The sequence below is a fragment of the Bradyrhizobium sp. CCBAU 53338 genome, from assembly GCF_015291665.1.
Classification (GTDB): domain Bacteria; phylum Pseudomonadota; class Alphaproteobacteria; order Rhizobiales; family Xanthobacteraceae; genus Bradyrhizobium.
Genome location: NZ_CP030049.1, coordinates 540,565 through 565,623, shown reverse-complemented (window position 1 = coordinate 565,623; position 25,059 = coordinate 540,565). Strand labels below are relative to the sequence as shown.

Below are 25,059 nucleotides of genomic sequence, written 5' to 3'. Positions count from 1 at the left end.
CGCTCGGCGATGGTGTTGAGGTGGCGGGTTCGCGCGCTTCGGTGCTTCGGTAGTACCATCGATCGGATCGAGAACGAACGCGGCGCCTCGGTGACCGACAACGTCCCTTGGTCAGCATCCCTCCTGCCGATGAACGAAAGCACGTCTGGGCCGCGCTGGCAGTGACAGTTCAAATTGACGGCAGACCTGATTCACGATTAACCCCCGCCAGCGACCGACCATGTACGGATCGTAAGCGAACAAGCTCACTTGCCGTCCGCACTCGAAGATCCTGTCGTCGCCGATTGTCCTGCTGCACCTGTCTGTGGCCGCAGCAAACCAGAGGACCGCTTAACCCTACATTGCCATCCATGTTGAACGAGCGTGGCTTATGCCGCACCAGAGCTTCCTCTGCGCTCCCCGTTGGAACAAGCCGCCGCCGCTAGTAAGGACTCTTATGGTTCGGATCGAGTTCGATTTTGCAGTTTATGACTGGCCCACGTTAGACGTTTTGAGCTCGACTCTTGAGTGAGACTCACAGCGATGCCCTTATCACGGACCAGATCAGGAGATTGATCGCCAGAAGTGGCGGCATCGCTAGGGCTTAATTTTGAAATAGAGCAATCTCGCCGTTAACAAGATATCGAAAGCCCTATCCGCCGCTTAGCGGCAATGGATGAGGTGAACGACGGACACTCAGCTCAAATTCCTTCATTTCTGATGCGGTTAGGTCCCTGGCTGCCCGCGCCTTAGACCGTTGAGCGCCTCGACGATGCGTTTGAGCCCCATCTCCAATAGCTCCGGTGGAGCACCGAAGGAGAGACGTAGGCCGTTCGCGTCGCCGAAAGCGTCGCCTGGAACACATCCTACATTAGCTTCTTCGAGGAGCACTCGTGCGATGTCATCGGCAGATCGCACTGAGCCTTCAGTCCGCAAAGCAGACAAAAGCCGACTCAGATTGAGATAAAAACAGAACGAACCATCGGCGCGGGATGGAGTTACATCGCGTAGATCAGAAAGGATGTGAAGACCTATGTTGCGAGCGTCGACAAGACGCTGATAGATCTGCTCCTCAAAGCTGCCATCGCTGGCTTGAAGGTGGTGCAGGATCGCCTGCTGCGCGATTACATTCGGAGTTGCGATTGCATGGCTCTGAAGCTTTCTTACCGCGGAAACGAGCTGCGCGGGCGCGGCGAAATAGCCCAAGCGCCAGCCGGTTATCATCAACTCCCTTGAAAACGACTTGACTATGATCGTCCGCGAACGTACCCGGGGGTGCGCCATGACGATCGACTCGTGGTGACGAAAACCAGTGAATACCAGTCCCGAGTAGCACTCATCGGAAATGATCCATATCTGGCGTTCGATAGCGAGTTCGCCGATATCTTGTAGTATCGTTCGATTGTAGACTGCGCCGGTCGGGTTATTTGGCGAATTGATTATTATAGCTTTCGTCTGCGGTGTGACAGCAACTCGGATTGCACTGATATCGGGAATATATCTCGGGCAGCGAGCATCAACGAACACTGGTGCTGCACCAGCGAGAACGACCTGGGACAGCAATATCGGCCGCCAGGGGCGAATAATGATAACCTCGTCGCCCGGCGCTAGGACAGTCACGGCCGCATAGAGCAGCGCTTGCTGCGCGCCCGTAGTGATTACGATCTCTTCCGCACTCCAACCAACGCGCGTTTCGACCGAGAGCTTTTCGGCGACGGCCCTGCGAAGGGGCGTAAGCCCAATGAGATCGACATAGCGGTTCGCTTCGGCGTTGACCGCAGCCATCGCTCCTTCGCACACTGATGAGGACGGCTCGACGACGATTTCGTCGGTTGCCAGATCAATGAACCGGCGCCCAATCACAGCTACCGTGGCTAAGTCGTGGCCGGCTTTTCGGGATCTAGAAAGGAAGGACATCGGGCGCGACGGCATAGGCGCTCTCCTGCAAAGTTGTCGCGCTTGTGAAGTGATCCCAGCCGCGTGACCGGACGTTCCTTGATCTGTTTCGGAGATATCGCTCTTCGGGTTGAACAAGCTCTTCCCAACCGCCGAGAGTTCACCGAAACCACCAAGCCCTTTCTCAATATGCACAACACGTGGTTGCGACTACTCCGGAATTGAAGCCGAACACGCACAAGACGCGGACCAGAGCCAACCGCAGCCGACCTTCAGTAGTATTGGCACGGCGATAATGCTGGGAACAAACAGATCGACTTTTGGACCCCGATGTCGCTCGGCAGGACGCCACCATGCAATGCGGGCTGGTGAGCGCGCCACGAGTCGTGCCATCTGCCAACTTGCCGAAGCTCCTGTCTTCATCAACGAGCGCATGGCAGCGTTCAGCCTCAACACGCCACAACCTCCATGTGATCGTTCTGCGACCCGCCTTGCCGCCTCGACTAGCCCGTTGACGATAGTCGATTGTGGTTGATCTTAATTGCCGACCTCCTCCCATCTGCCTTGCGATCAGCGCGTGATCCGCAGCAGTTACCCACCGTTCATTGCCAAGAAACCATCTCTTGATCAATCACTATTGTTGGTAGTTCATCCGGGCAATACTTCCTTCTGCTGGATGCCAGCAAAGCCCCGCGGCCGGCTTGGCGCGACTCGCATTGGTCATGCTCGCTAATGTGAGGACACTGCCTCGTACCCACGCGCGAGCGTGAGAGTCTCAGACCAACGGTCGGCGCCTGACACTTTTCGGACGAGCTCGTCGCACCTTAGACAGAATGTCGGGATTCGGACACGGAGCTCATCGCGGGTCGCCAAACTGTTTGCGTATCTCGACCTTCGTTGTTGCATCAGCGCGAGCCAGCTCGTCTGAGGAGTGGTACGGCGCTTGCTTAAAGAGAGCAGAGCCACGTCGTCACGCCGTGGTGCATTCGCCAATGATGCGAGCCGGGACATCGGTTCTTCGACAAGAGGGGTAAAGGCATGTCCGGCGTTGCTGCTGCGTTTTTTTGTCCTTCAAGCAATTCGCAGGCGGATGTTTATGATCGACTCGAGCACATGATCCCGAAACTTGCGCTTCGTGGCCAGGCGGCGGTCGGCGTTGCGGCTTTCATGCACAAACAAGGTATTCGATATGGGAGAGCGTTTCAGTCATCGAGCGCTTCAGTGCGCATTGATCCCAACGAACAAGATCGGCGTTTTCGGCCTCATGTTGCAATCGCTCAAGTCCGTAGCCGATGCCGCGAACTCAGTGATGGCGTCGACCTTCAGTCAATTCATAACAATGCAGGCACCAGCCGCCATCTGGCCATTTCTCTGGATGAGGCCTTGGTCAATGCTCGTGAACTCAGGGGAGCCTTTCTTGCCCAGGAGCAACGATCAACCGTCAACACAGATGCTGAGCTCTTGCTCAAGTGTATTGAACGCTGTTGTGAACGACACTACTGGCGCCACGGTCTAGCGGCCAATTACGAAACCGTTTTTCGAGAGATTGACGATCGTATTGACGGCGCTATTAGCGCGCTTTTCCTGGACGGAGACGGAAATCTCATTGCTTACCGCAATCGAAGCGGCTTGCGACCGTTGGAGACCATGCAAACAGATGACGGGTTCTTGCTCTTCGCCTCTGAAAATTGTGCCTTTGCCGCTCTCGAGGGTAAGACGCGGCAGATCTCGCCGGGCCACATAACGTATGTGGACGGAACGACGGGGGGCAGCGTTAGTCGTGCCGTGCACAACGGGCGACATAAAGCCAGGCTCTGCGCGTACGAAGCTCTCTATTTAGGAAGTCCGAATACGTCGGTCGAAGGCCATTCACATTTCGAAACCCGGTACAATATCGGTGCTGCCTTGGGTGGGATTGTTGCGCAGCGACTGCAAGCTGAAGCAGATCCTACCTGCACACTCGTTTCCTCCAAGCCGCGTACAGGTGGTCCGTTCGCCGATGGCCTGTACGCATCTCTCGCGGAATACGGGCTGCTCGCCGAGCGTCGTGAAGTGGTCGCCACGACGTTTCTTCAGCGAACGCTCATCGGCACGACCGACGAGCGAAAGTCCCGCATTTCTCAAAAGTACCGAGTACTGGAAACTGACCTGACTAAAACCAGCGTAGTAATTGTCGACGAAGCACTCATTCGCGGCGATACCAGTCGAGCTGTCACGAGCATGCTCCTTACCGCCGGAGCCAAAGCCGTGCATTGGGCGATCGGTTCGCCGCCTATAGTGGCTCCGAACTACTACGGCATGGGTATCAACACACTCGATGAGCTCGCATTCTGGCAGATTTGGAAACGACTGCCGTCCGAGCAGCGAACGCAAAGCCTTCGCTTTCACAAGATGGAACCCCACGTTTTGAGACTCATCGAAAGCAACATCGCGACATCCATCAACGCAGCCTCGATAACGTATCTGCCCTTCCCACTGCTAGAATCGTTGCTGCCCCTGAGACCGGAGAGCTTCGATCTGTCACCCTTTACATTCGAGATGCCAACTCGGGCGGGACAGGAGCGGGCGGACAGGAATCTGCGCGAATTGGTGGCTGATCTTCCCCGCATGCAATCAGTTCACGCTTGAGGTCATTAATGAAACCCGTTCTCGTCTTTGATTGGAATGGAACGTTGCTCGATGATGCGCACGCACTGCTTCAAACGACTAATGCTATTCTGAACCGCTTTGGTTACGCGCCGATCAATATGGAGACGTTTCGGGAACATTGCGACCTCCCGCTATCTCTTCTTTATCGCAATCTCGGAATGTCGCAGGACGAGGTTGCGGCCGTGGATCGCGATGGCAGCGCTGTCTTTCACAACACCTATGAACCACTTGCGGATCGCGCCGATCTGCGCGAGGGCGCGCGTAGAGTGCTGGAGCTAGCGCACCGAGAAGCAGCTTTGTCCGTCATCGTGAGCAACCATATCGTTGCCCCCCTTCGGTCCCAATTGAGAAGACTTGGAATCCATGACTACATCAACGAAGCTCTCGCCTTTGAAAGCCGCGCCACTCAATACAAATCGATGAGCAAAGGAGAGCGGCTTCGCCTCTACATGCAGAAGTACAGCCTCGACCCGGCGTCGACGTTTATCATCGGCGATATGCCGATCGAAATGGACATCGCACGCAATCTCGCACTCATAAGCATATCGATCACCGGAGGTTTTGTTTCGGACTCGCGCTTGCGGGCGGCAAATCCTGACTATTCGATTAACAACCATCATGAGCTGTTGCCTATCTTACAAAGGCACGGCTTTTTCTAGAGTGCATGAACCATGTTCAGCGAGGCATCATCACCAAACGCAGGTCCTAGCACTGCGAAACAGAGAATAGGTCTTGTCGGCGTCGGGCGAATGGGAACTGGAATGGGTATTAGCCTGATGCGTCATCAAATTGAACTGCATATCAAAGCCAACAAGAATCGTTTCGGTGCGAATCGATTTGCTTCAGCCGGTGCCCGTGAACATCCTTCGATCGCTGAGTTGGCGCAACATGTAAGCGCTGTGGTGTTGTCCCTACCGTCAAGCCGCGAGGTTGAGGCAGTGTGCCTTGGGCAGGATGGGCTTTTTGTCCATATGTCCCGTGGCGGTTTGATAATTGACTGCACGACATCTTATCCTGCTTCGACAGTTACACTGGCGGAGCAGGCTCAAGAACATGGCCTAGGTTTTGTAGATGCCCCAGTAACACGTAGCCCCGAACAAGCTGAGTTCGGCCTTCTCAATGCGATCGTTGGATCGAACGAGACGCTCTTTCCTGTGGCGGAAGGCATTCTTGCTGCATTTTGTGAGACCGTTCTTCATGTCGGAGAAGTCGGACAGGGTCATAAGCTCAAGCTTGTTTACAACAGCATGACTATGGGCATAGCGGCCGTCGCAGCAGAGGTCTGCCAATTCGCAAAGGCTCTTGACATTGATCTTGTAACACTCCGCTCTCTGGTCAGCCGCGGTTCCACTAACAGCGGAATATTCCAAGCCTTCGCTGCCTTTTTGTTGGGCGAAAAACCCGATGTTCTGGCCGTCTCAATTGCCAATTCCGCAAAGGATATTAATTGCGCTGTGCGCCTAGCGGGCGAGAACGTAGTTTCGGTGCCGATCCTAGCTGCGGCTGCGAACAAGTTAAACGCCTCGGTTGCCTCGGGCAAAGGCGAACTGACTCTACCTCATTTGTCTCACTCATAAAGTCTTCGGTCTAATCGAATTTTACTATCTCACTGCCTTTGGAGGTACGGGCGTGTTCCTTCAATGCCGAGAGCGTGGAAGGGTCCCGCCCTTGAGGATTGGCGCGCTCGTTAGCGACACTCGCGCTTCAATGAATGAGATGCCTAGTGTCCTTTAAGAAAAAGCCGCTGTCAGATTTCTCCAACAGCGGCTTAAGTTGAGGGAGGAAGGCAGACGAACCGGTCTGCCAGCGGAGCCGAAGGCTATCGTTAGCAGGCGACAAATCGGATAGTTGGTCGCCCAACGCATCGACATAGGACGCCGGAGACCACCGCGACCAAATTACCGATTGAATTAGATTTTCCTGGTGCCCCCCAGTTCGGAGAGATTCCGGACGAGACGCTGGACCAGGCTGGAGACTTGCGCCGCCACTCTCGCATTCGGAGAGCGAGGGTCGGCACGGGCTTTGGCGCTTGCGCGTGATCCAGACCATTGAAGGTTGCGGTGAAGCGGAACACCTCTTTCCCATCACTGGCGGCCGCGAGATTTCCCCTTAGTGGCCGCGAAAGGATCCAGCGGGTGATTTTTGCTTCAGCTTCAACCAACCACCGACAAGGGTGACGCCGGCTTTCACACGCACGGATTGAAACATTTACAGGCGAGGCTCCATCCGGGACCGACGCTTGGCCGTCCGCCAAATAATGAGACACGAATTTCCTCCCGGAGCATTCTCAACAATAGGAGGTCTAGACCGGGCTGAAGCATTGTATAACATCGGCGATACTTCCGGGTGGGTAAGAATGGGTATAGTCAGCTGCAAGCTTGCCACGCGCTTAACGGCCGCATCTAGAGGCGCGCCCTTGGAAATCTACGCGCCGTCCCTGCGGAGCTTTCCAGCAGACTCGATGCTCGTAATGGCGACTTTACCTGTCGTCGACTGGAATGACTGTCTTTTGCGAGATTTGCGCAGCCTCGACAAGCAAGCGTCCATTCGCGCCTACGCGGCGATGGTCATGATCGATCCCTTTGCCTGTTGGGAGGATTTTGCCGACTTGCTGAAAGAGGCGAGAATCTCCGGCGTCACAAATTTCCCACCTGCATCTATCATTGAGCAGGCTACGGATGGCATGCCAATTAACTCCGGACTGGAGCTCGAACTTCGACGTATGGAATGGTTCGCCAGCCTGGGATTCAAAATCCTGTTTGTTGCTGCCAAGGATTCTGAGATCACGATGGCAGAGACGAGACTTGGAGCGCATCTCGAAGGTATTGTGTATTTGCCCGAAGAGGCTCTTGCGCGTAGGATTTGCGACGAAATGGGGTTGATCAGCCTTGGCCAACAGGCATCGTCGATGCCAAGGTTCTCGTTTTTGCATGCGACTACGTCGCAGCAAACCCGACGCAAGAAATGAGGGTAGGCTATTCTAGGATCCGCAGTTTCTTTATCTTGTTGTAAAGCGTCTTCCTTGAAAGCCCAAGAGATTGTGCGGTCTTGCCACGGTGGAGCCTGTTTCGTTTTAGGCCTTCGATGAACCACTCGCGCTCGGAGAATGCTCCTTTGGGCCGAGCGGGCGACGTCGAGTTCAGAAGCGGCTTGAGGACGTCAGCAGTTATATGCGCGTCTTTCACCATCACCAGTTGATTGACGATCTGGCGCAATTCTCTCAAATTTCCGGGCCAATGGTGGCCCGCTAACGCCAAGAACGCGGACTTCTCTATTGCCAGCGTTTGTGCATTCGAATCCCCCTTGGCTTCGACGGCAAAATGCTGAATGAGCTGTGGAAGGTCCTCCAGACGGTTTGGCAAAGCGGGTTGTTCTATGTCAAGCCCGGCAAAGAAGGCAAGAAGGCGGGGACATAGAACACTTTCCAAGCTTGCTCCGCGGGTCACTGTCGCGGTTGCGATGATCCGGGCGTTTGACCTTACAACGGATACGCCGTTCAGCGGCGTGAAAGTACCCGTCTCGAGATAGTCCGCGAGACGCTCTTGCCCATCTCGCGACAGCTGATCGACATGCGTCAGCAGGAGCGCGGAATCACTTGCGGCTTCGAGGAGCGACAGTTGGCGCCTCCTATTCTCAGCGCTCTCGGCACCGAACAGCGCACCGACCGTGTCGATTGCCGGCCCTCGGCGGCAATGAAACAGCGCGGCCTTCGTGTGTCTCCGATCGCTAAAGGCATGGACGAGGTTCGCTATCCTTCGCTTTCCCGATCCCGCCTCGCCCCACACCAGCACAGAATTGGGATTACTTGCCAAGCGCCTTGCAGTCTCAAGCACGTGCTTCATGATCGAGGACTGCGCGATGACGCCATGCCGGAATCCGCTCAACTGGAGCTGGCGCTCGAGGAGATCGACCTTCTCTCGCAATAAGTGGATGGTCTTAAAGCCCGAGGTTACCTCGAGAACTGACATTTCGAGCGGGATGCGGTCGAGCGACGAACCGCCAATGAAACCCTGCACACCCGTTTCTCGGCAGATGTCCAGGAGTTCGTCAGGCTTCGTGATTGGCCCGCCACCAAGCAGGCAAATTGCGTTCACGTCGACGGATTGAGCGACACGCGCAACAGCGCTCGTTCGCGCGGCAAGCTCCGACAGGCTGATCGACAAGTCGCATCCGCTTTCGACAGCGCGGTTGAGATTGAAGTTGATACAGATGGCTTCAGCTCCAGCTTCAACCATGCGCCTTGCTTCGGACTGGGTGCGAGTATAAGCGATGGTCATTAGGCCGCGTTTTGCGGCTTTGACCAGGAGTTCGATTTCCCGCTCGTAGCCGAGCCCGCAACTTTCAAGCAGTGATCTCCTGTAGTCATCAATGTGGATGACGGACGGGAAATTGGTGACGCCTGAAAAACCCCATCGCATGATGCGGTCGAGAAAGCGGTCGATATCCAGCTGCGGATCGAAGGTACAAGCGCCAAAAAATACCGGCAATTTCGTTGAGGGCAGGATCTCGGTCCGGCCGAAGCCCGCCACGAATTCGTTTGTATTGCGGATTGGAAGAATTGAGGCTGGCGAAGAGCCCCCCATCGCGCGAAATCGGCCGGCGTTAAGGGCGAGAACGAAATCCGCGCCCGCCCGTTCGGCCGCTCGCGCGGTCATGCCCGATCCTATTCCAGCCCCAAGCATAAAGGAGCGGGAGTTGCGGAAGAACCGCCTGATGCCGCCGCCCTTTGCCTGGTCTGTCCGCGTGTGCATGACTTGCCCGCCTCCTGCACGGCGGTTGCGAAAACTAGCTCCAATTTGCGGGCGCGTGCAACCGGCGCAGCGCCTTTCCGTTCGTCACGAACAGGTGGCAGTCCGCCGGCGACGCCGCAAGACGAACCTTGCCAGACCTCTTCTGTGACTCCGGCTTTGGCGCCTTTGCGACCACCGATTCCTTGCCAGCGTTTCCGTAGATGTAGGTGACGCTGCCAAGATGCTCGACGAAATCGACGTCGAGTTCGATCGCGATCTCTTTCCTCTCCGCCGCAGATGGAGAGAAGTCATCGGGGCGAATTCCGAGTGTGATCGGCTTGCCGACGAGCAATTGATCCGGCTGCACGGGGACGGAGACTGTCGCCCCGGCGTCGAGCCTGACGTCCATGCCCGCCTCGTGCGCCGCCTCGATGTGGCCGCCCAGGAAATTCATCTTGGGTGAGCCGATGAATCCGGCCACAAACCGGGATGCCGGATTGTGATAGAGATCATGCGGGCTTCCCACCTGCTCGATGTTGCCGTCCTTGAGTACGACGATCTTGTCGGCCATTGTCATGGCTTCCACCTGGTCGTGTGTCACGTAGATCATGGTATTCCCAAGCTGCTTGTGGAGCTTGGCAATCTGAACCCGCATCTGCACCCGCAATTCGGTATCAAGGTTCGACAGGGGTTCGTCGAATAGGAACACCTTGGGTTCGCGAACAATTGCGCGGCCAATCGCAACGCGCTGACGCTGGCCGCCCGAGAGTTGTCGGGGTTTTCGGTCCAGAAGATGATCGATCTGTAGCAGCGACGCAGTCTCGGCGACCCTGGTCTCGATCCCGGTCTTCGCAACCTTTGCCATTCGCAGAGGAAAGGCAAGGTTCTCGCGCACAGTCATGTGCGGATAGAGCGCGTAGCTCTGAAACACCATCCCGAGGTTTCGATCCGCCGCATCGACATCATTGACGAGCTCGTTGTCAATCAGAAGCCGGCCGCCGCTGATTCGTTCTAGTCCTCCAATCATTCGCAACAGCGTCGACTTGCCCGATCCCGAAGGTCCGACGAACACGACGAACTCGCCGTGATCGATGGTGAGATCAATGTTCCGCAGGATCTGGATTGTCCCATAGGCCTTGTTGACGCCTTCCAAACGAACATCGGCCATCACGAACTCCTCTGTCGAATCCGTTCGACCAGCGCCGCCGGGACCTCAATCTCTGCCAGGCTGGAGACGATAAAATCAGGTGGCACCAGGGATGGGTCTTCGCGGGGCGGCACGCCGGTCGTGACCAGCACCGTCGGTAGCTTCGCTCGCTTTCCGGCCTGGATATCCGTCTGGATCTGGTCGCCAATCATCAATGTGGCGTTGCGCGCCGTCCCGAGACGGGAAAGTGCCGTCTCGATCATGTGCGGCTCAGGTTTCCCGACAATCAAGGGCTTCACGCCTGTGGCAGCAGCTACAGCTGTGATCGTTGCTCCTGCTCCAGGTTCGAAACCGCCTGCGGTCGGCAGGAGGAGATCGGGGTTGGTGCCGACGAATGCGGCACCGTTCAGGATCGCTTCGACCGCAATCCGCAGCTTCTCATGCGTTATCTAGCGATCGAGGCCCATGACCACGGCATCGGGTTCGCGATCGGTCACATCGAGCCCCGCTTCGGTGATGGCCTTCACCAGCGATGGCGCGCCCACGACGAATACGCGCGTTGCATCCTTGTATGTCGCGCGAATGAGCTCGGCGGCAGTGATGGCGCTCGTGACAACGTCTTTCGGCGTGACGACAAGCCCGAAACTCGCAAGTTTGCGGAGACATCTTCGGGGGTATGGGTGGAATTGTTAGTCACGAAGCAGAACGGCAATCCTGCCGTCTGCCAAGCTCCAAATGTCTGGATAGCATCTGGTATCGCCGCGTTGCCGCGATAAACCACGCCATCGAGATCCGAAATGATACCTTTGACTTGCGGCCAGTTATGGGCCGGGGCGGTATTAGCCATTCATCAGCATCCCGCCGTTCACGTGAAGAATCTGCCCGGTCATATATGAGGCCGCGGGGCTTGCGAGAAAGACAGCAAGACCCGCGATATTCTCCGGTAGACCCACGCGTCCCAGCGGGATCCGGCCACTATGGCGGGCTTCGGTCTCCTCCCGGGGACGCCCGTGCATGGGCGTGTCGATAATGCCAGGGGCGATTGCGTTGACATTGATCTTGAGCGGCGCGCATTCGTAGGCGAGCAGCTTGGTGAGATCGTGGACGATCGCCTTGGACAAGCAGTAGTCGGCGCCGCCAGCCTGATAGTTGAAGACTGCACCTTGCGAGGACAGCGAGGAGCCGACGTTGACGATACGGCCACCTTTCGCCTTCATGAACCGGTCGACCACCAGTTTGGAGGAGCGCAGGACAGCGACTGAGTTGATCTGGATCGTGCGCTCGATCTTTTCCGAATTGCCGTTCAGGAGCGGCTCGGCAGACTTGATGCCGGCGTTATTCACCAGCACATCGAGCCGGCCGAAACGTCTGGCAATCTCATCTAGCACCCTTGCGACATCGTCCTCCCGCGCGACATCCATCGCCATTGGCAGTACGCCGTTGCCATGGGGCAGGCCAGCCAAGGTCTCCCTGAGGTTTGCGAGATTAGCATCGGTGGCAAGGACATTCGCCCCTCCCGCCCGGAATGCATTGAAACAATGGCCGACCCGATGCCTCCACCGGCTCCGGTTACGAGCACCGTTCTATCCGAAACTGAGAACTGTTCAGTCATTCCAACTCCAGGATCGTTTGTGATTGCAGAAATTCGCCAACCGCCTCGCGGCTCGGCATCGAGCTTTGAGCACCGCGGCGCGTCACGCACAGGGCTGCCACCGCGAGCGCCCTTCGTACGGCTTCCCTCAAGGGCAGGCTCTCAGCCAATGAAGCGGCGAAGGCGCCATTGAAAGCATCCCCTGCGGCCGTGGTATCCACGACCTTCACCGGGAAGGCGCGCAGAGAAAAAGATTGCTTCTTGTCGGCATAGTAAGCGCCCTGCGCGCCCAAGGTGATTAGGGCGGCAGCTGGACCGAGATCGAGAAGCTTTAAGGCCGCGCCCGCGGCTGTGTGGAAGTCGAGGACTTCGATCCCTGTGAGCTCAAAGGCTTCCGTCTGGTTCGGCGTGACGAAGTCAACGCTTGCCCACGCGGCCGGTGAAAGCCCGGGCCTGACCGGCGCCGGCTTGAAGATGAGTTCAAAACCCTTGTCCGCCTTCATCTCGAAGAGCCGATTAAGGGCCGAGATCGGCATCCCCATTTCCGCAACAACGATTGCATCGCGCGCGATGAACTCGGCCGCGCGCTCGATCATCTCGGGTGTCACGTTCAAATTCGTGCCAGGGTCTATGACGATCATGTTCGAGCCGTCGTCGCCGACCATGACCAGGGCTGAACCGGAGACCTCGCCCGCAGAGATCTGAATGGCATCTGCGCGAACGCCGGCCTGCATCAGGGACTGCAACAGCCAGTGGCCGGCATCGTCATCGCCGAGACGCGTGTAGAAATGTGGCTTGAGGCCAAGCCGGGCGGCAGCAACGGCCTGATTGGCGCCCTTGCCTCCGGGGTAACGGGTCAAGCCGCCCATCAGGCTTTCACCTGGAGTCGGCAGTCGCTCGACGTTGAAGCAGAGATCGAGATTCGTCGTTCCGAAGAACATCAATGGCCGGGTGTTCATTTTACGGCACCGAAGGTGAGGCCGCGTTCGAGGTGACGCTGGCCAATGACGATCAGGATGACGGGAATGATCATCGTCACGACGAGCCCGGCCGCCATGACGGGATAGAACTGCACGCCCGGATTGAGAAGCTTGAGCAGAGCGACCGTCACCGGCGCCTTGGTCGAGCTCAGCATTAGACCGAGGGCAAAATTGTGCCAGGCGAGCAGGAAGATGAGCAATGAGGCTCCGATCAGTCCTGGCTTCAACAGTGGCAGCACGATGTGCAGCACGACGCGAACGGGTTTGGCGCCGTCCATGGCAGCCGCCTCCTCGATGTCCTTGGGGATGTCCTCGATGTAGGAGCGGCTCAGCCAGACGATCATCGGCAGTGTGACCACCTGGTAGACCCAGATCATGCCGAGATAGGTGTCATATAGCCCGATGGTCTGGAATACGCTGAAGAGCGGGATGACGACCAGGAGAACCGGGGCAAAGCGGAATCCAAGAATGAAGAACGCAATGTCCTCTTTGAGAGGTATGTCGCGCCGCGCCAGCACGTAGCCGGCCGGCACGCCCACGAGCAGAGACACGATGACCGAGCCCAGCGCTATGACGACGCTGTTGGTGATCGGCGTCAAGAAATCGACTTTGATGGTGCCATAGCTGGTCGCCCCCGCCTGGGCGACATCAAACAGCACGCGAAAATTCTCCAGGGTCGGCGAGAACAGAAAGGTCGGTGGCCAGGTCATGACTTCGGCCTGCTGCTTCAGCGACATCATCAATATCCAGATAAGCGGAAAAGCTAGGATAAATGCGCAAACGCCCACGAGCAGGTTGAGGATCAGATTGGCGGGAGTCGAACGATTGACGCGCATGCGCGGCCTCTTCAGCTGACGCGCTGGCGAACAAAGCGCCAGAGCTTGACCATGGCGAACGTCCCGACTAGCACGATCAGCCAATTGACCACCATCAGTGCGGCGCCACGCCCAAAAGCGAGATTCTGGAACGCGGTGATGTAGGCACGTACCGAAAGAACCGAAGTGCTGTTGCCGGGCCCGCCTTGGGTTGTCCCGAAGATGATGTCGAACTGGTTGAGAGACTCGATCAGCCGAAACACCGCCGCGATCAGAATGTAGGGAGCAATCAGAGGCTGCTCGATGTGCAGAAAGGTCGCCAAGCCCTTCGCACCGTTAACGCGCGCGGCTTCTCTCACCTCTTCATTGATGCCCTGAAGGCCGGCGAAGATGATGAGTGCGAAGAAGGGCGTGTAGGTCCATACGTCGATCAGGACCAGGGAGAACATTGCGGTCACGGGATCTGAGATCCAGGCAAATCGGCCGATCCCGACAAGCGACAACAGATAATTCATGATCCCGTTTTGTGGGTCCATCATGGTCGTCCACATGAGCGCTACGCTCATCGGGGGTAGGACGAGGGGCAGGAGAATGACCGGCCGCATCACGCGGGCCAGGAAGACTTCGGTCGCGAACAGCTTGGCAAGCGCGAGACCGAAGGCTGCCTCGGCAAGGACGGCGGATCCAGAGTAGACCAGCGTCGCGCGAATGCTATTCCAGAAATCCTCTGTCTTAATCAGCGCCGCGTAATTGTTGAGGCCGATGAAGTGGACCAAGGGGCGACCGAACCTGAGGTCAGTCAACGACTGATAGACGCCGTAGAAGAACAGAAGCAGAAATCCTACAAGTATGACGATGGCTGGCGCAATTGCTGCAATGCTCCACCAGTCAAGACGCGGCTCCTCAGCGCTCTTGATCCGCCGATCCTGTGAGGAGGCAAGTTGGCTGGCCGAAGACTGCAGCGTCACGATTGCGTCGTATCCTCGAAGTTCCATATGACTACATCTCTAATTGCAAGAAGGGGCAGCGGGTCGCCGCCGCCCCCTCGGCACTTCACATGGTCGATCGGATTTCGGCCGCGAGGTCTGTCAATGTCGCCTTCACGTCAGCTCCGTTGACCATTTTCTGCATGGCAACGGCCCAGGCATTCATTGCTTCGGCAAAGCCGACGCGAGCTGTAAAGGCCAGCTTTGCCCGGTCCTGCACGCTCTTGAACGTGTCGACAAAGTTGTTGAATTCAGGCTTTGCCGCGTATTCGAGCCATGCCTTGTCAGTCCAGGTCGAGGTGCGCGGAGAGTTGACGAGCTTGCCGGCCACGGCACCGTTGAGCTTCACTTGCTTCGAAGTCGCCCATTGGATGAAGAGCCACGCAGCTCCCTTCTTTTGCGATGCCGCATTCATCGCCAAAGACCAGATCCAGATGTTGGATTCGAAGTTTTTGGCATTCGGAGCACGCAAGGGCGGCGCAAATGCTATTTTGCCTGAGGCTGGCTTGCCGGCAACGTCGTTCCAAAAGCCAAACATGTTGGAATCGATCGCCATGGCTGTGCGGCCGGAATTGATGCCTTCGACCACCTGGTACCAATTGTCGTTAGCAAAGGAGGGCGCCGCGCACTTCTTGATCATGTCCACATAGTCCTTGTGGAAAGCGATCGACTCGGGTGAGTCGAGGCCGGTGTCGAGCTTACCGTCCTTGACGGTGAAATCGTGCACCCCGTAGGACCTGGCGATCGAGATTGCGGCCGTGTGGATGCTGCTCCAGAACCGCACACCGCGGACGCCAAGGGGCGTAATCGTCGGATCGGCAGCCTTCAGCTTTTCGCATGCCGCGGACATCTCCGGCGGGGTCGTAGGGACCTTGATGCCATACTTGTCGAGGATGTCCTTCCGTTAGAACAGTTGGATATTCTCGAAGCCATGCGGAATGGCCCACACCTGCCCGCTTCCCGGCTCGATCTGGCCTTCCTTGACCTTCCAAGTCAGCGCATCTCGTAGTGCTGGGAAGAAATCCTTGTAATCGTAGCCGGCCGCCGTAAGTTTCGGATCGTTCAGATAGCGGTCGAGGGGCTCAAGCAATTGACCGGGCGCAAGATCCCAAGCCGGTTGAATGCCCGTACCGACAACGTCCCAGCTTGGTGATTTGGTGCTGAGCTGGATCGTCAACTTATTCCAATACGCATCGTCCGGATAAAGCTCCGGCGTCACCTTGATGCCGGTAAGCTTCTCGAATTCCGGCAGCTGGGCTGCAACCGCATCGGCATATGGATGAATATCGGAGGCCCAGACGATCGACTCGCCTTCGAACTGGCGCCAATTGATGTCGTCTGCCTTGGCGTGGGTAAGCGCCATGGCCGTTCCGGCCAAAAGCGTGGAGCAGATAAGGGTAGCTTTCCTAGCAAAATTTGCTGAACGGTCCGGACAAGCAGCGTACTTCCTTGGCATGATTCCCCTCCGGTGAGCTCTTTGGCCCGTAAACCTCGTGCCCCCTCCTCTTCGAGAGGCCGCAGTGTCGGCAAGGCTAGCGCCCGCTGTTCCGTCGTAAGCGGTTTTCCGAACTCTCTTTGGGTAAGATTGGGTAACGTCGAACAATCGGTAGTTCAGAAAGTGATCCGCGGATCGCGTCAGGCGTACTCAAGCCACGTTGTCTACCAATTTGCTGGACTGGCAGCAGTCATCCTCAAGGATCAATTAGCAAACTTATGACGCTGACGCCTCGTAGCTTCGGCAGTCAAACGACAGTCGATTGTCCTGGGATGTGGCGGCTCCGAAATCTCTTGTGCACGCGCCGGTTAGCGAGGTTCACAATGACCGTTCTCGAGTGCGCGATAGGGCAAAGGTTTCAATCCTCCACTGCAGTACTTCACACGGTTTTCCGTCTTCCGTACCGTTCCTCCGAATGCGCCGAGACGGCTTTAAGCTGCAAGAACCGTCATCAGGAATCTCCGGACCTCTGTCTTCAGCCGCGCGCTGTCGTTGGACAGCATCTGCGCGTAGGTGAGCAGTTAACTCGAAGCCGAGCCGGTCTCCGTTGCGCGGCGCTTCACGTCGGCTATGCTCGAAGCCACTCGGCGGGCCCCGTGTGTGCCTCCTGGATATTGGAGGAGATCTCTTGCGTAACAGCTCCTTGTTCGTCAACCGCGCACAAGATCGCCGACCAAGAACTAAGTTCAACGGCGGCGTGGGCCAAGCGTGTAACTCATCAGCAACGCGACCACGAGCAGCACTCCCTGAACGAAGCTTTGCGCGTAGTACGGGAAATTGAACATTGTCAGTCCGTTGATTAGTGTGGCGACGAAGACCGCGCCAACCAGCGTACCGACGGCATTCGCTTTGTTGGCGCCAAGCACGGCATATCCCACGAGCGCGGCGGACACGGCCTGCAGCAAGTACGCGTCGCCCACATTGACGTCGCCCCGGTTGGAGCGGGCCGCTAACATGACTCCGGCGATTGCTGCCAACGCGCCGGAGATCAGGTATGCCGCCATGCGATAACGCGCCACGCGGATGCCGGCCGCCGCGGCTGCGATCGGATTGCCCCCAACGGCGTAGAAGGCCCGCCCCCACCGCGTGTAATTGAGCAGCACAATGACGACGATGAATATCAGACCTGCGACCACGACTGACGCTGGGATACCGAACAGCCGCCCACCACCTAGCCAGCCGAATAGCGGCGAGAACTTGCCCGGAGCGACATTGCCGTTGAACGACATACCCTCCGCGATCGACTGGCCCGAGACGCCGAGCAAGGTCAACCCGTTGATGAGGAACAAGCCGGAGAGCGTTGCCACCAGATCGGGGATGCGGGCGTAGACAATGAGAAAAGTGTTGAATAGGCCGACCGCGACGCCCGCCGCCACGGCGATCAGAATCGCTGGGGCGCCACCGAGGTCGCCGATCACCATCGCCGCGGTTGCTGCCATCACCGCAAGCGACATCGACGCTCCTACGGACAGGTCGAATCCGCCGACCGTCATCGAAACCGTGGCGCCAAGCCCGATCACCGCGACCACCGAGGCCGCTTGCAGGATAAACATTGCATTGGCGAACGTGCGGAAGAACGGCTGCTGCCAGGAGAAGAACAGAATCATCAGCACCAGAACGGCCAAAAGCCCGTAGCGGTAGATGAAGACTTTCAGCTTTTCCGCGCTGCCGCGGGTGGATCCAGGCTCGGCCGGCTGCGCGAGCGAGTTTTGGATTGTCATTGAAGGGTGCCCCCACTTACGCCTTGCCGAGCTGCACCGGTCCGGCTCATGATTTCAGAAAGCTCTTCGGAGCTGAGCGCATCCGCCATAACTTCGCCCGCGATCGCTCCTTCGACCATAATGAGTACGCGGTCGGCGACCTCCACCACTTCCTCAGGGTCCGACGACGAGACTACGACCGAGTTGTACTCCGAGAAAGCCCGCAGCGCGTCCGAGATGATGCCGCGCGCTCCGATGTCGATTCCCCGGAACGGTTCGTCAAGAATTAGAAGTGACCAGCCGTGCTTGAGCCAGCGGCCGACTAACAGCTTCTGCTGATTGCCTCCCGACAGCGCCTCGATGGGGGCATCCCAGCCGGGACACTTGACGTTGTAGTCACGGATGATATCCTGGGTGAATGCCACTTCTTTATGTAGGTCGATGAAGCCATAGCGGCTGAAGAATCCCATTGCGCCGATCGAGCAATGCTTCGCCAGGCCCTCGCCAGGGAAGATCGATTGCTTCGCGCGCTCCTCCGGCACCATCGCCACGCCCCTCGTCAGCGCATCGGCTGCGTCGCGCGGCTTGAAGGGCCGATCGTTGAGCAGCATCTTGCCCGAAACCAGCGGCATAGCACCGTAAATCTGTTCCAGAAGCTCGGTCTTCCCGGCGCCAACGAGCCCGGTGATACCGATCACCTCGCCCTTGCGGAACGTCAGGTCGACGGGCACCGCATCGGGCCGCACACGCAAGCCGCGTCCGACAAACACCGGCACCTGGTCCGAGCGGCGGATGACATGTTTCGCCGACAAGATCAGATCGCCGAGAATTGATGTCGCTATCGCATTCGTATCGAGCGGTGACTGGTGCTCGGAAACGATCTGACCATTGCGCAAAACGACTGCGCGGTTGCATAGTTGCTGGCTCTCGCTCATGCGGTGCGAGACGTAAAGCACCGCGATACCGCGCCGCTTGAGGTCCGCCACCGCCTCGAACAATTTTTCCGCTTCACGCGCCGACAGCGTCGAAGTCGGCTCGTCGAGGATCAACAGCTTAGGGTTCTTCACTAGGGCGCGCGCGATCGCCACCTCCTGCCGACCGCTCGCTGACAGTTCCTCCACCGGAGCTTCCAGCGGTAGCTTGAGGCCCAACTTCTGCTGCACCTGCTGCGCGCGGTCCATGACGCTGCGGCGGTTGAGAAAGAAGGGCGAGTCGGCGGTCGAGAGATCGTCGAGCAGCAAATTTTCTGCCACTGTCATGCCGAACACCACGGCATCGTCGATGTTCTGGTGAACGGTCGCGATGCCGCAGTCACGCGCTTCGGTCGGCGAGCGGATTTCGGTCCGCTCGCCCTCGATCAGGATTTCGCCGGACGTGCGCAGGAAATTGCCGGAGAGCACTTTGATGAGCGTGGACTTGCCGGCGCCGTTGGCACCGAGCAGACCCAGCGTCTCGCCCGGCATAATCGAGAAGCTCACACCCTTTAGCGCTTGCGTGGCACCGAAGCGCTTGGTGATGTTGCGGAACTCGACGAGGGCTCTCGTTCGCTCGGACATAGGGCAACCTCCAGCGAGGCTTTCCTGCGTGGACCGATTCATTTCATCTTATCCATCCAAGGGGCCTTCGCCACGTCCGGCGTCTTCAGATCCGGAAAGACCGCACCAAGCTGTTCGATGTTCTCGACTTTGTTCGTGCGCAGCTCTTCCTGAGTGATAACCAGCGGCGGCACGCTCAGCGTGTTGCCGATGAGGTCGCCGGCAATCCTGGCCGCGGCCACCCGCAGTACGACCGAGCCGACATTGGACTGGTTGGTGGTAGCCGTGACCACCCAAGGACTGTGTGGCTTCGTCATTACCGCGATGTCGGCAGTTGAGATGTCCATGCCATAGGTCTTAACCTTGTCCGCCAGACCGAGTTCGCTGATCGCTAGCGATGCGCCTTTGGTGAACTCATCATACGGCGCGACAATCGCCTTGACGTTTGGATGGGCAGTCAGCGCTGCCTTGGCCTGATCGGCCGTCTGGGCGGCAGTGTTGGCGTTGACGACGCCGATCGTCGCTACCGTATTGACGCCAGGGTTGGCCCTCAAGAATTCCTTCCAGACTTCGTTGCGCAGATCGAGCGCCTGATAGCCTGGCACATAGACATAGATGACGTCAGCCTTTGCACCGTCGCCGCCGATATGGGCCTTCAGAGCACCAAGGATGCCGGTCATCATCAGCTTGTCGCCCTGATCAACGGTGATGACCTTGTCCGACGGCTCGACCGAAACGTAGTAGGTCACGACAGGAATATTGGCGTCAGCGGCCGCCTTGATGCCGTCGCGCAGACTATCACCAAATCCCCAACCAATGACGATGGCATCCGGCTGAGTGGCTACGGCCTGCTGCAGCATCAGCGCCTGCTTCGCATTGTCGCCGTCGGCGTTGTAGACCGTCAGCTTGACGCCGAGCTTCTTCGCTTCAGCCTCAACGCCGGCAATCCACTCCTGATACACGTCGCCAGTGTTGAGCTGGCGGACAACCGCGATCTTAACCGCGTGATTCTTAAACTTTTGCGGTACCTCGGCGTGCGCGTCCGACTTAACTCGAATCGGAGTGGGCCCGTCTGCGAACGCTACACTTGTAAGGGCGATCCCCGCGACGCCTGCGAGAAATGCGCGACGAACAATCCTTGCCACAATCATAACGTTTCCCCTTTGCTGACGTGGTGCTTGGCCGCGGAGTTCTCCGTGCGGCTTGAGTTCTTCAATAGGATTCTAGGGTACGTTGAGCACCCAGTCAGGCTCGAGCGTCCTTCTTGGCATAAGCTTCAGCACGCCGTTCCATACGAAGCTTTAGACGCTCATCGGCTTCAGGGCTGCCGTCGTGAAAGCTGCCAAACCACTTGTCTAGTGGGACCGCCCCATCAGCGTAATTCACCTCGAAAAGCTTGTGGTGAAGATAATGAGCGTAGACTCCAGATGGGACGGTGCGCTCGCCCCCCAGCTCGGTTCGATCGAAACCGGTATGGGCAATTGCTGGAGCGAGGCCCGCGCGCATCACCATGGCAAGCATATGTATTGGATGTGAATTGAAGACAGCGATCAACACGATGACAGAAAAATACAGGATGTGTTCGACCGGGTGCATCGCTAATCCCGACCAGGGAAGCACGTTCGTATTATTGTGGTGCAATGAATGAACGTACTTGTAGAGGAGACGAGTATGAAGCAGGCGGTGAACCGCGTAAAAGTGGACCTCATGAATGAATGGGACGAGTAACAGCAGGACGATGAACCATATTGGGTTGTCTGACAAGGTGATGAGAGGCACGTAGCCGTTGGCATAAAGATAAAACGCCGCGACCTGATATGCTGTAAAGACCGGAACGCCGCTCGTTATCGTCCAGAAAATATTGTCCAAAGCCTGTTTGCCGAAGACGAAAACAGTAGCTCTGGCCGTGGGCCAACGCGGGTTGTACTTAAAGCGCGTCTCCTGCCGTCGCAAAACGTAGAGCCAAGAGTGCCAGGCGCCATACCAAAGGACGACGATGGCATAGTTGAGGAGAACGAGATAAAGTACCCAGCCGATCTCGAGTGTCTTCATTTGTTCAAGAGACGGCGCAAGAAAGAGCCAATAACCGATCCCGAACACGATAAGCAGCAGGTTCCAAGGCAAAAAGTACCCTGGCAACCACTTTATCACCGCCATAGGTTTCGGAGGCAACGTGAACAACGGCCCATAACTGATGAGCTCCTTAGGCGCGTAGTGACCAAACTCGTCGCGACGGCCGAATTTAGTTTCCTCCATCATCGCTTCCTCCTGGCGCGCAATCCACCCCTATATTTTCTTCAGTATATGGCAGAGCGTTGGATGGCTCGATGGTTAGGTTGATTGAAATCCATCAAAATGTCGAGCTACGGCTTACTGCATTGTCGCCACGGCCGCTAAACGCTCGTCATTGTACGGCTCGTTTGCTCCCCTGCACGCTACGTATAGCGGTCGAGAGTATAGATTGCAGATCGGCAACTGATGCAACTTAGCGTGCTCGCTATCGAAACACCGGTACACCAGACATCACTGCCTTTCGAACCGCGATGCAGCATCTGAGCGGCCACAACGGATTGCGCCGGGCGCCACTTCGAGGTGAACGACTTCGCCGCGAACCGGTCGCTCGCGTTATTAGCAGCGAACCGTTGTACGCTGAGGGCTGCGCCACCGGCGACGAACTTTGGCGTCTTGCTCACAACGGACCACACGACCTTCACCGCCGCGGCCGAACTCTTCGCCAACTTCGACCACGGCGCCGCAATGTTCGCGTTGTGTCCGTCGTCAGATAATTTGAGACCGCTCATGCATTTCGAGAAGGGAGGCTCCGGATCATCTTGGGCTAGAGGTTAAGCTGCCTGCAGTCGATGCCGCAAGCGACGGATTGCGATGGTCTCGCGCTTGATGCGCTCAGCAAGATGCGGTTCTTCAAGGTCTGATGCCAGTGCCCTGGGTCTGGCGATGATTGGCGCACCGCGCACAGGCCGTATGTCCTTGCCCTTGAGCCAGGTGGCCAGATCATCCGCGACGTAACTTGATCCGTTGTCGCTGAGAAGCCGTGACCGCTGCTTTATATTGATGTACTCCAGGCCTGAGGCGACAAGCGCCCGGTCGAGCGTGGCCGTAACGTCGGAGGCGCACATGGTTGGGCTCATCCTCAACGCCACGATATAACGCGAGAAGTCAGCGAGCACAGTGAACAGATAATACCAGCCCCAGCCGGTGATCTTGAGGTAGGCGAAGTCAGTCTGACAGAGCTGGTTGATCGCCGTGGTCTTGTCCTTGAACTCGTTGGCCGTCTTGATCACCTCATAGGCGGGGCTGGTGATCAGGTCGTGCGCCTTCAGCAGCCGATAGACCCAGCGCCTCGGAGACTAAGTACTTTCTGTCATCGGTGAAGCGCACCGCCAGCTCGCGCGGCGACAGCTCGGGAATCTCCAGCGCCAGATCGATGATCTGACCGCGGACTTCGTCAGGAACCCGATTCCAGACCATGTCCGACTTCGAGCGATACTCAGCCAGTACCTCAACGCCAACCGCACGGTAGCGATCGTACCACCGATAAAATGCGGCTCGCGGGATGCCGAGCTTCTCGAGCGTGCGTCTGGCACGCAGATGGTGATTGCTCGACCAGCGCGATGATCTCGGCCTTCGCGAACGCAGGATACCTCATGCCTCGTCCTCCCCAGCCGCGCTCAACTCTTTTTTGTAAGCGGTTCTCCAGGGTACGATCGGCGACCACCTCCTTCAATTCGGAGGCTTCACGACGAAGATCCTTGACCTCGCCGGACGTGGCTGAGCGGGCAGTGTCGCCCCCCAAGGCGGCGTTTGCCAGCCTCAAGGAACTCCTTGGACCGGCCATAATACATCGAGGCCACACAGCTCGGAGATATTCTCCTCGTCGCGCAAATCCTTCCAACACGATACGGATATTCTTTTCCGCTGAATACTGCCGAGGTGCCTGGCGTCGGTTGTCCTTCAGCACTTGTTCTGCCGGGGCTTTGTCCGGCCCGGATTTCTGCTTCAACTTCGCTCCGTACGGCAACGATGAACCAGAAATCCTCCTTCGTGAAGTCCTGGTCTCAGAGGCGCTGACGGCGAACACGCCACACTACATGGCGTTGATCCTACGCCGGCAGGCCGCCGACTCGGGGCGCCCCGCACACGAGCGAGTCTACGAATCGTAAACATGATGGAAAAACATCAGGTTCAGAATAGCCTAAATCAGATGTCGGCGACTAACCTCCAAGCTCGCACAGTTCGGACTTGATGTGATGGCTCGAAGAATTGTCATAGTTGGTGCTGGACATGCTGGGACGAGTGCAGCTCGCGCACTACGGGAGCATGGGTGGTCCGACGAGATTGTACTCCTAACGGAGGAACGGTCCGCCCCTTATGAGCGTCCGCCTCTGTCCAAGTCAGTCCTTACTCAAGAGGAGAGCTTCAGCGGCGTAGCGGCTCTTGCCCCAGGTTGGCTTGACCAGAACGGAATCCTTTTCCGCTCTGGGGTCAGAGCGGAAGCAATCGACCGGGACGCACAGAGCGTTACACTCGCTGGAGGAGATCGTTTTCGGTATGACTACCTCCTGCTCGCGACAGGAGCAAAACCGCGTTTTCCGCAGTTGCCTGGCGTCGGCTCGAAGGGAGTGATCGCGCTGCGGTCGTTGGATCAATCCGCCGTTCTCCGAGAGAGATTGATGCCGGCACGAAGGCTTGTCGTTATCGGCGGAGGACTGATCGGATTGGAAGTCGCGGCGTCTGCCCGGGCAAGAGGTGTTGACACAACAGTTTTGGAAAAGGCACCCGCTCTGCTGTCTCGCGTGATGCCGATCTCGACGTCCGATAGAATCTTAGAACTGCATCGTTCCAACGGCACCAAGGTTTTCCTCGGAGCGGACGTGGAGGCGATCATTGGTTGCGACATGGTCGAGGGCGTGCGACTCAGATCAGGACAGGAATTCGTAGCCGACACAGTTCTGGTTGCTGTTGGCGCGGATCCCGACGTTGAATTGGCGCAGAAGGCTGGCCTTGCCACTGACGACGGCATTCTCGTCAATGAATACCTCCAAACTGCAGACTCTCGGATCTTCGCCGCCGGAGACGCAGCAAGATATCCGGCGTCGACGGGTAAAGACACGATACGATTGGAGGCATGGAAGAATGCGCTGGACCAGGGGGGCACTGCCGCGTTGAACATTTTGGGACGAAAGGTTTCCTATAGGGCAGTTCCATGGATGTGGTCTGATCAATTCGACAAAGTATTCCAAGTTGCTGGCATTCCGAACAAATCGCAGGTCGAGGTAAATCGTAGTTTAGACGATGGGGGTATAGTAACGTTTCTCCTAGACAGATTTGGCGTTCTAGAGGCCACGGCGGCGTTCGGTAGCCTATCGCAAGTAGCAAAGATCGTCCGAGTCGCGACCTCGATAATTGAGAGGCGCCTTCGCCCGTCGCCTTCCGTCCTGCAGGACCCAAGCTACGATTTGAGAAAGCTCTTGCAGTCAGATGCCGTCAACGCCCACTCAACGCATGAAGCCGCTCTCTCAGCAGTTCGAAGGTAGA

General features: G+C 57.5%; 17 protein-coding genes and 5 pseudogenes. 5 read left to right on the top strand and 17 right to left on the bottom strand.

What is annotated here, in order from left to right; all coding sequences use genetic code 11:
- Nucleotides 1-705: 705 nt before the first annotated feature.
- A complete protein-coding gene (locus XH90_RS36850; protein WP_128929760.1) occupies nucleotides 706-1,911 on the bottom strand; it encodes a pyridoxal phosphate-dependent aminotransferase in 1,206 nt (401 codons plus the stop codon).
- A gap of 1,002 nt (nucleotides 1,912-2,913) precedes the next feature.
- Here XH90_RS36850 and XH90_RS36845 point away from each other — a divergent pair.
- The 4 genes from XH90_RS36845 to XH90_RS36830 all read left to right on the top strand — a co-directional run bounded on the left by XH90_RS36845 (nucleotide 2,914) and on the right by XH90_RS36830 (nucleotide 7,492).
- Nucleotides 2,914-4,503 (top strand): hypothetical protein, encoded by a 1,590-nt coding sequence (locus XH90_RS36845; RefSeq protein WP_232995602.1) that lies wholly within the window; start codon nucleotides 2,914-2,916, stop codon nucleotides 4,501-4,503.
- An 8-nt stretch (nucleotides 4,504-4,511) separates the two neighbouring features.
- Entirely contained in the window at nucleotides 4,512-5,183 is a 672-nt protein-coding gene (locus tag XH90_RS36840; protein WP_128929761.1) for an HAD family hydrolase, read from the top strand.
- A gap of 102 nt (nucleotides 5,184-5,285) precedes the next feature.
- The gene (locus XH90_RS36835) at nucleotides 5,286-6,101 is read left to right on the top strand and encodes an NAD(P)-dependent oxidoreductase (RefSeq protein WP_164934142.1); all 816 of its coding nucleotides are present in this window, start codon (nucleotides 5,286-5,288) and stop codon (nucleotides 6,099-6,101) included.
- 839 nt (nucleotides 6,102-6,940) lie between these two features.
- Nucleotides 6,941-7,492, top strand: a complete 552-nt coding sequence (locus XH90_RS36830) for a hypothetical protein (RefSeq protein ID WP_232995603.1) — start codon at nucleotides 6,941-6,943, stop codon at nucleotides 7,490-7,492.
- 7 nt (nucleotides 7,493-7,499) lie between these two features.
- Here the strand turns inward: XH90_RS36830 and XH90_RS36825 are convergent, their stop codons facing one another.
- The 16 genes and pseudogenes from XH90_RS36825 to XH90_RS36760 all read right to left on the bottom strand — a co-directional run.
- Nucleotides 7,500-9,275: a phosphoenolpyruvate hydrolase family protein gene (locus tag XH90_RS36825; RefSeq protein WP_188637435.1), complete on the bottom strand. Its 1,776-nt coding sequence runs from the start codon at nucleotides 9,273-9,275 to the stop codon at nucleotides 7,500-7,502.
- A gap of 34 nt (nucleotides 9,276-9,309) precedes the next feature.
- Complete coding sequence (locus XH90_RS36820) at nucleotides 9,310-10,422, bottom strand: ABC transporter ATP-binding protein (protein WP_128929765.1); 1,113 nt, start codon at nucleotides 10,420-10,422, stop codon at nucleotides 9,310-9,312.
- Entirely contained in the window at nucleotides 10,422-10,664 is a 243-nt protein-coding gene (locus XH90_RS39455; RefSeq protein ID WP_232995604.1) for an HAD hydrolase-like protein, read from the bottom strand. Before XH90_RS39455 ends, XH90_RS36820 begins: the two co-directional genes overlap by 1 nt.
- Before the next feature lie 297 nt (nucleotides 10,665-10,961).
- Nucleotides 10,962-11,248, bottom strand: a pseudogene (locus tag XH90_RS39450) (phosphotransferase); the annotation flags it as partial.
- Nucleotides 11,241-11,873, bottom strand: a pseudogene (locus tag XH90_RS36810) (SDR family NAD(P)-dependent oxidoreductase); the annotation flags it as partial. The pseudogenes XH90_RS36810 and XH90_RS39450, both read right to left, overlap by 8 nt.
- Nucleotides 11,874-12,009: 136 nt before the next feature.
- The gene (locus tag XH90_RS36805; protein ID WP_128929766.1) at nucleotides 12,010-12,951 is read right to left on the bottom strand and encodes a ribokinase; all 942 of its coding nucleotides are present in this window, start codon (nucleotides 12,949-12,951) and stop codon (nucleotides 12,010-12,012) included.
- Complete coding sequence (locus XH90_RS36800; RefSeq protein ID WP_237866557.1) at nucleotides 12,948-13,709, bottom strand: carbohydrate ABC transporter permease; 762 nt, start codon at nucleotides 13,707-13,709, stop codon at nucleotides 12,948-12,950. The genes XH90_RS36805 and XH90_RS36800 overlap by 4 nt, the downstream gene beginning before the upstream one ends.
- Before the next feature lie 110 nt (nucleotides 13,710-13,819).
- Nucleotides 13,820-14,755: a carbohydrate ABC transporter permease gene (locus tag XH90_RS36795; RefSeq protein ID WP_232995606.1), complete on the bottom strand. Its 936-nt coding sequence runs from the start codon at nucleotides 14,753-14,755 to the stop codon at nucleotides 13,820-13,822.
- 85 nt (nucleotides 14,756-14,840) lie between these two features.
- Nucleotides 14,841-16,136, bottom strand: a pseudogene (locus XH90_RS36790) (extracellular solute-binding protein).
- 563 nt (nucleotides 16,137-16,699) lie between these two features.
- A pseudogene (locus tag XH90_RS39445) lies at nucleotides 16,700-16,941 on the bottom strand (hypothetical protein); the annotation flags it as partial.
- A 13-nt stretch (nucleotides 16,942-16,954) separates the two neighbouring features.
- The gene (locus XH90_RS36785) at nucleotides 16,955-17,989 is read right to left on the bottom strand and encodes an ABC transporter permease (protein ID WP_128929769.1); all 1,035 of its coding nucleotides are present in this window, start codon (nucleotides 17,987-17,989) and stop codon (nucleotides 16,955-16,957) included.
- Nucleotides 17,986-19,524: a sugar ABC transporter ATP-binding protein gene (locus XH90_RS36780; RefSeq protein ID WP_164934141.1), complete on the bottom strand. Its 1,539-nt coding sequence runs from the start codon at nucleotides 19,522-19,524 to the stop codon at nucleotides 17,986-17,988. The genes XH90_RS36785 and XH90_RS36780 overlap by 4 nt, the downstream gene beginning before the upstream one ends.
- Before the next feature lie 38 nt (nucleotides 19,525-19,562).
- Nucleotides 19,563-20,654: a substrate-binding domain-containing protein gene (locus XH90_RS36775; RefSeq protein ID WP_128929771.1), complete on the bottom strand. Its 1,092-nt coding sequence runs from the start codon at nucleotides 20,652-20,654 to the stop codon at nucleotides 19,563-19,565.
- Nucleotides 20,655-20,748: 94 nt separating this feature from the next.
- Nucleotides 20,749-21,762 (bottom strand): sterol desaturase family protein, encoded by a 1,014-nt coding sequence (locus XH90_RS36770; RefSeq protein WP_128955099.1) that lies wholly within the window; start codon nucleotides 21,760-21,762, stop codon nucleotides 20,749-20,751.
- Nucleotides 21,763-21,938: 176 nt separating this feature from the next.
- On the bottom strand, nucleotides 21,939-22,304 hold the full coding sequence (locus XH90_RS36765) for a hypothetical protein (protein ID WP_128929773.1): 366 nt from the start codon (nucleotides 22,302-22,304) through the stop codon (nucleotides 21,939-21,941).
- A 104-nt stretch (nucleotides 22,305-22,408) separates the two neighbouring features.
- Nucleotides 22,409-23,524: pseudogene (locus XH90_RS36760) on the bottom strand (DDE-type integrase/transposase/recombinase); the annotation flags it as partial.
- 247 nt (nucleotides 23,525-23,771) lie between these two features.
- Here XH90_RS36760 and XH90_RS36755 point away from each other — a divergent pair.
- A complete protein-coding gene (locus XH90_RS36755; protein ID WP_128929774.1) occupies nucleotides 23,772-25,058 on the top strand; it encodes an NAD(P)/FAD-dependent oxidoreductase in 1,287 nt (428 codons plus the stop codon).
- The last annotated feature ends 1 nt before the right edge of the window (nucleotide 25,059 follow it).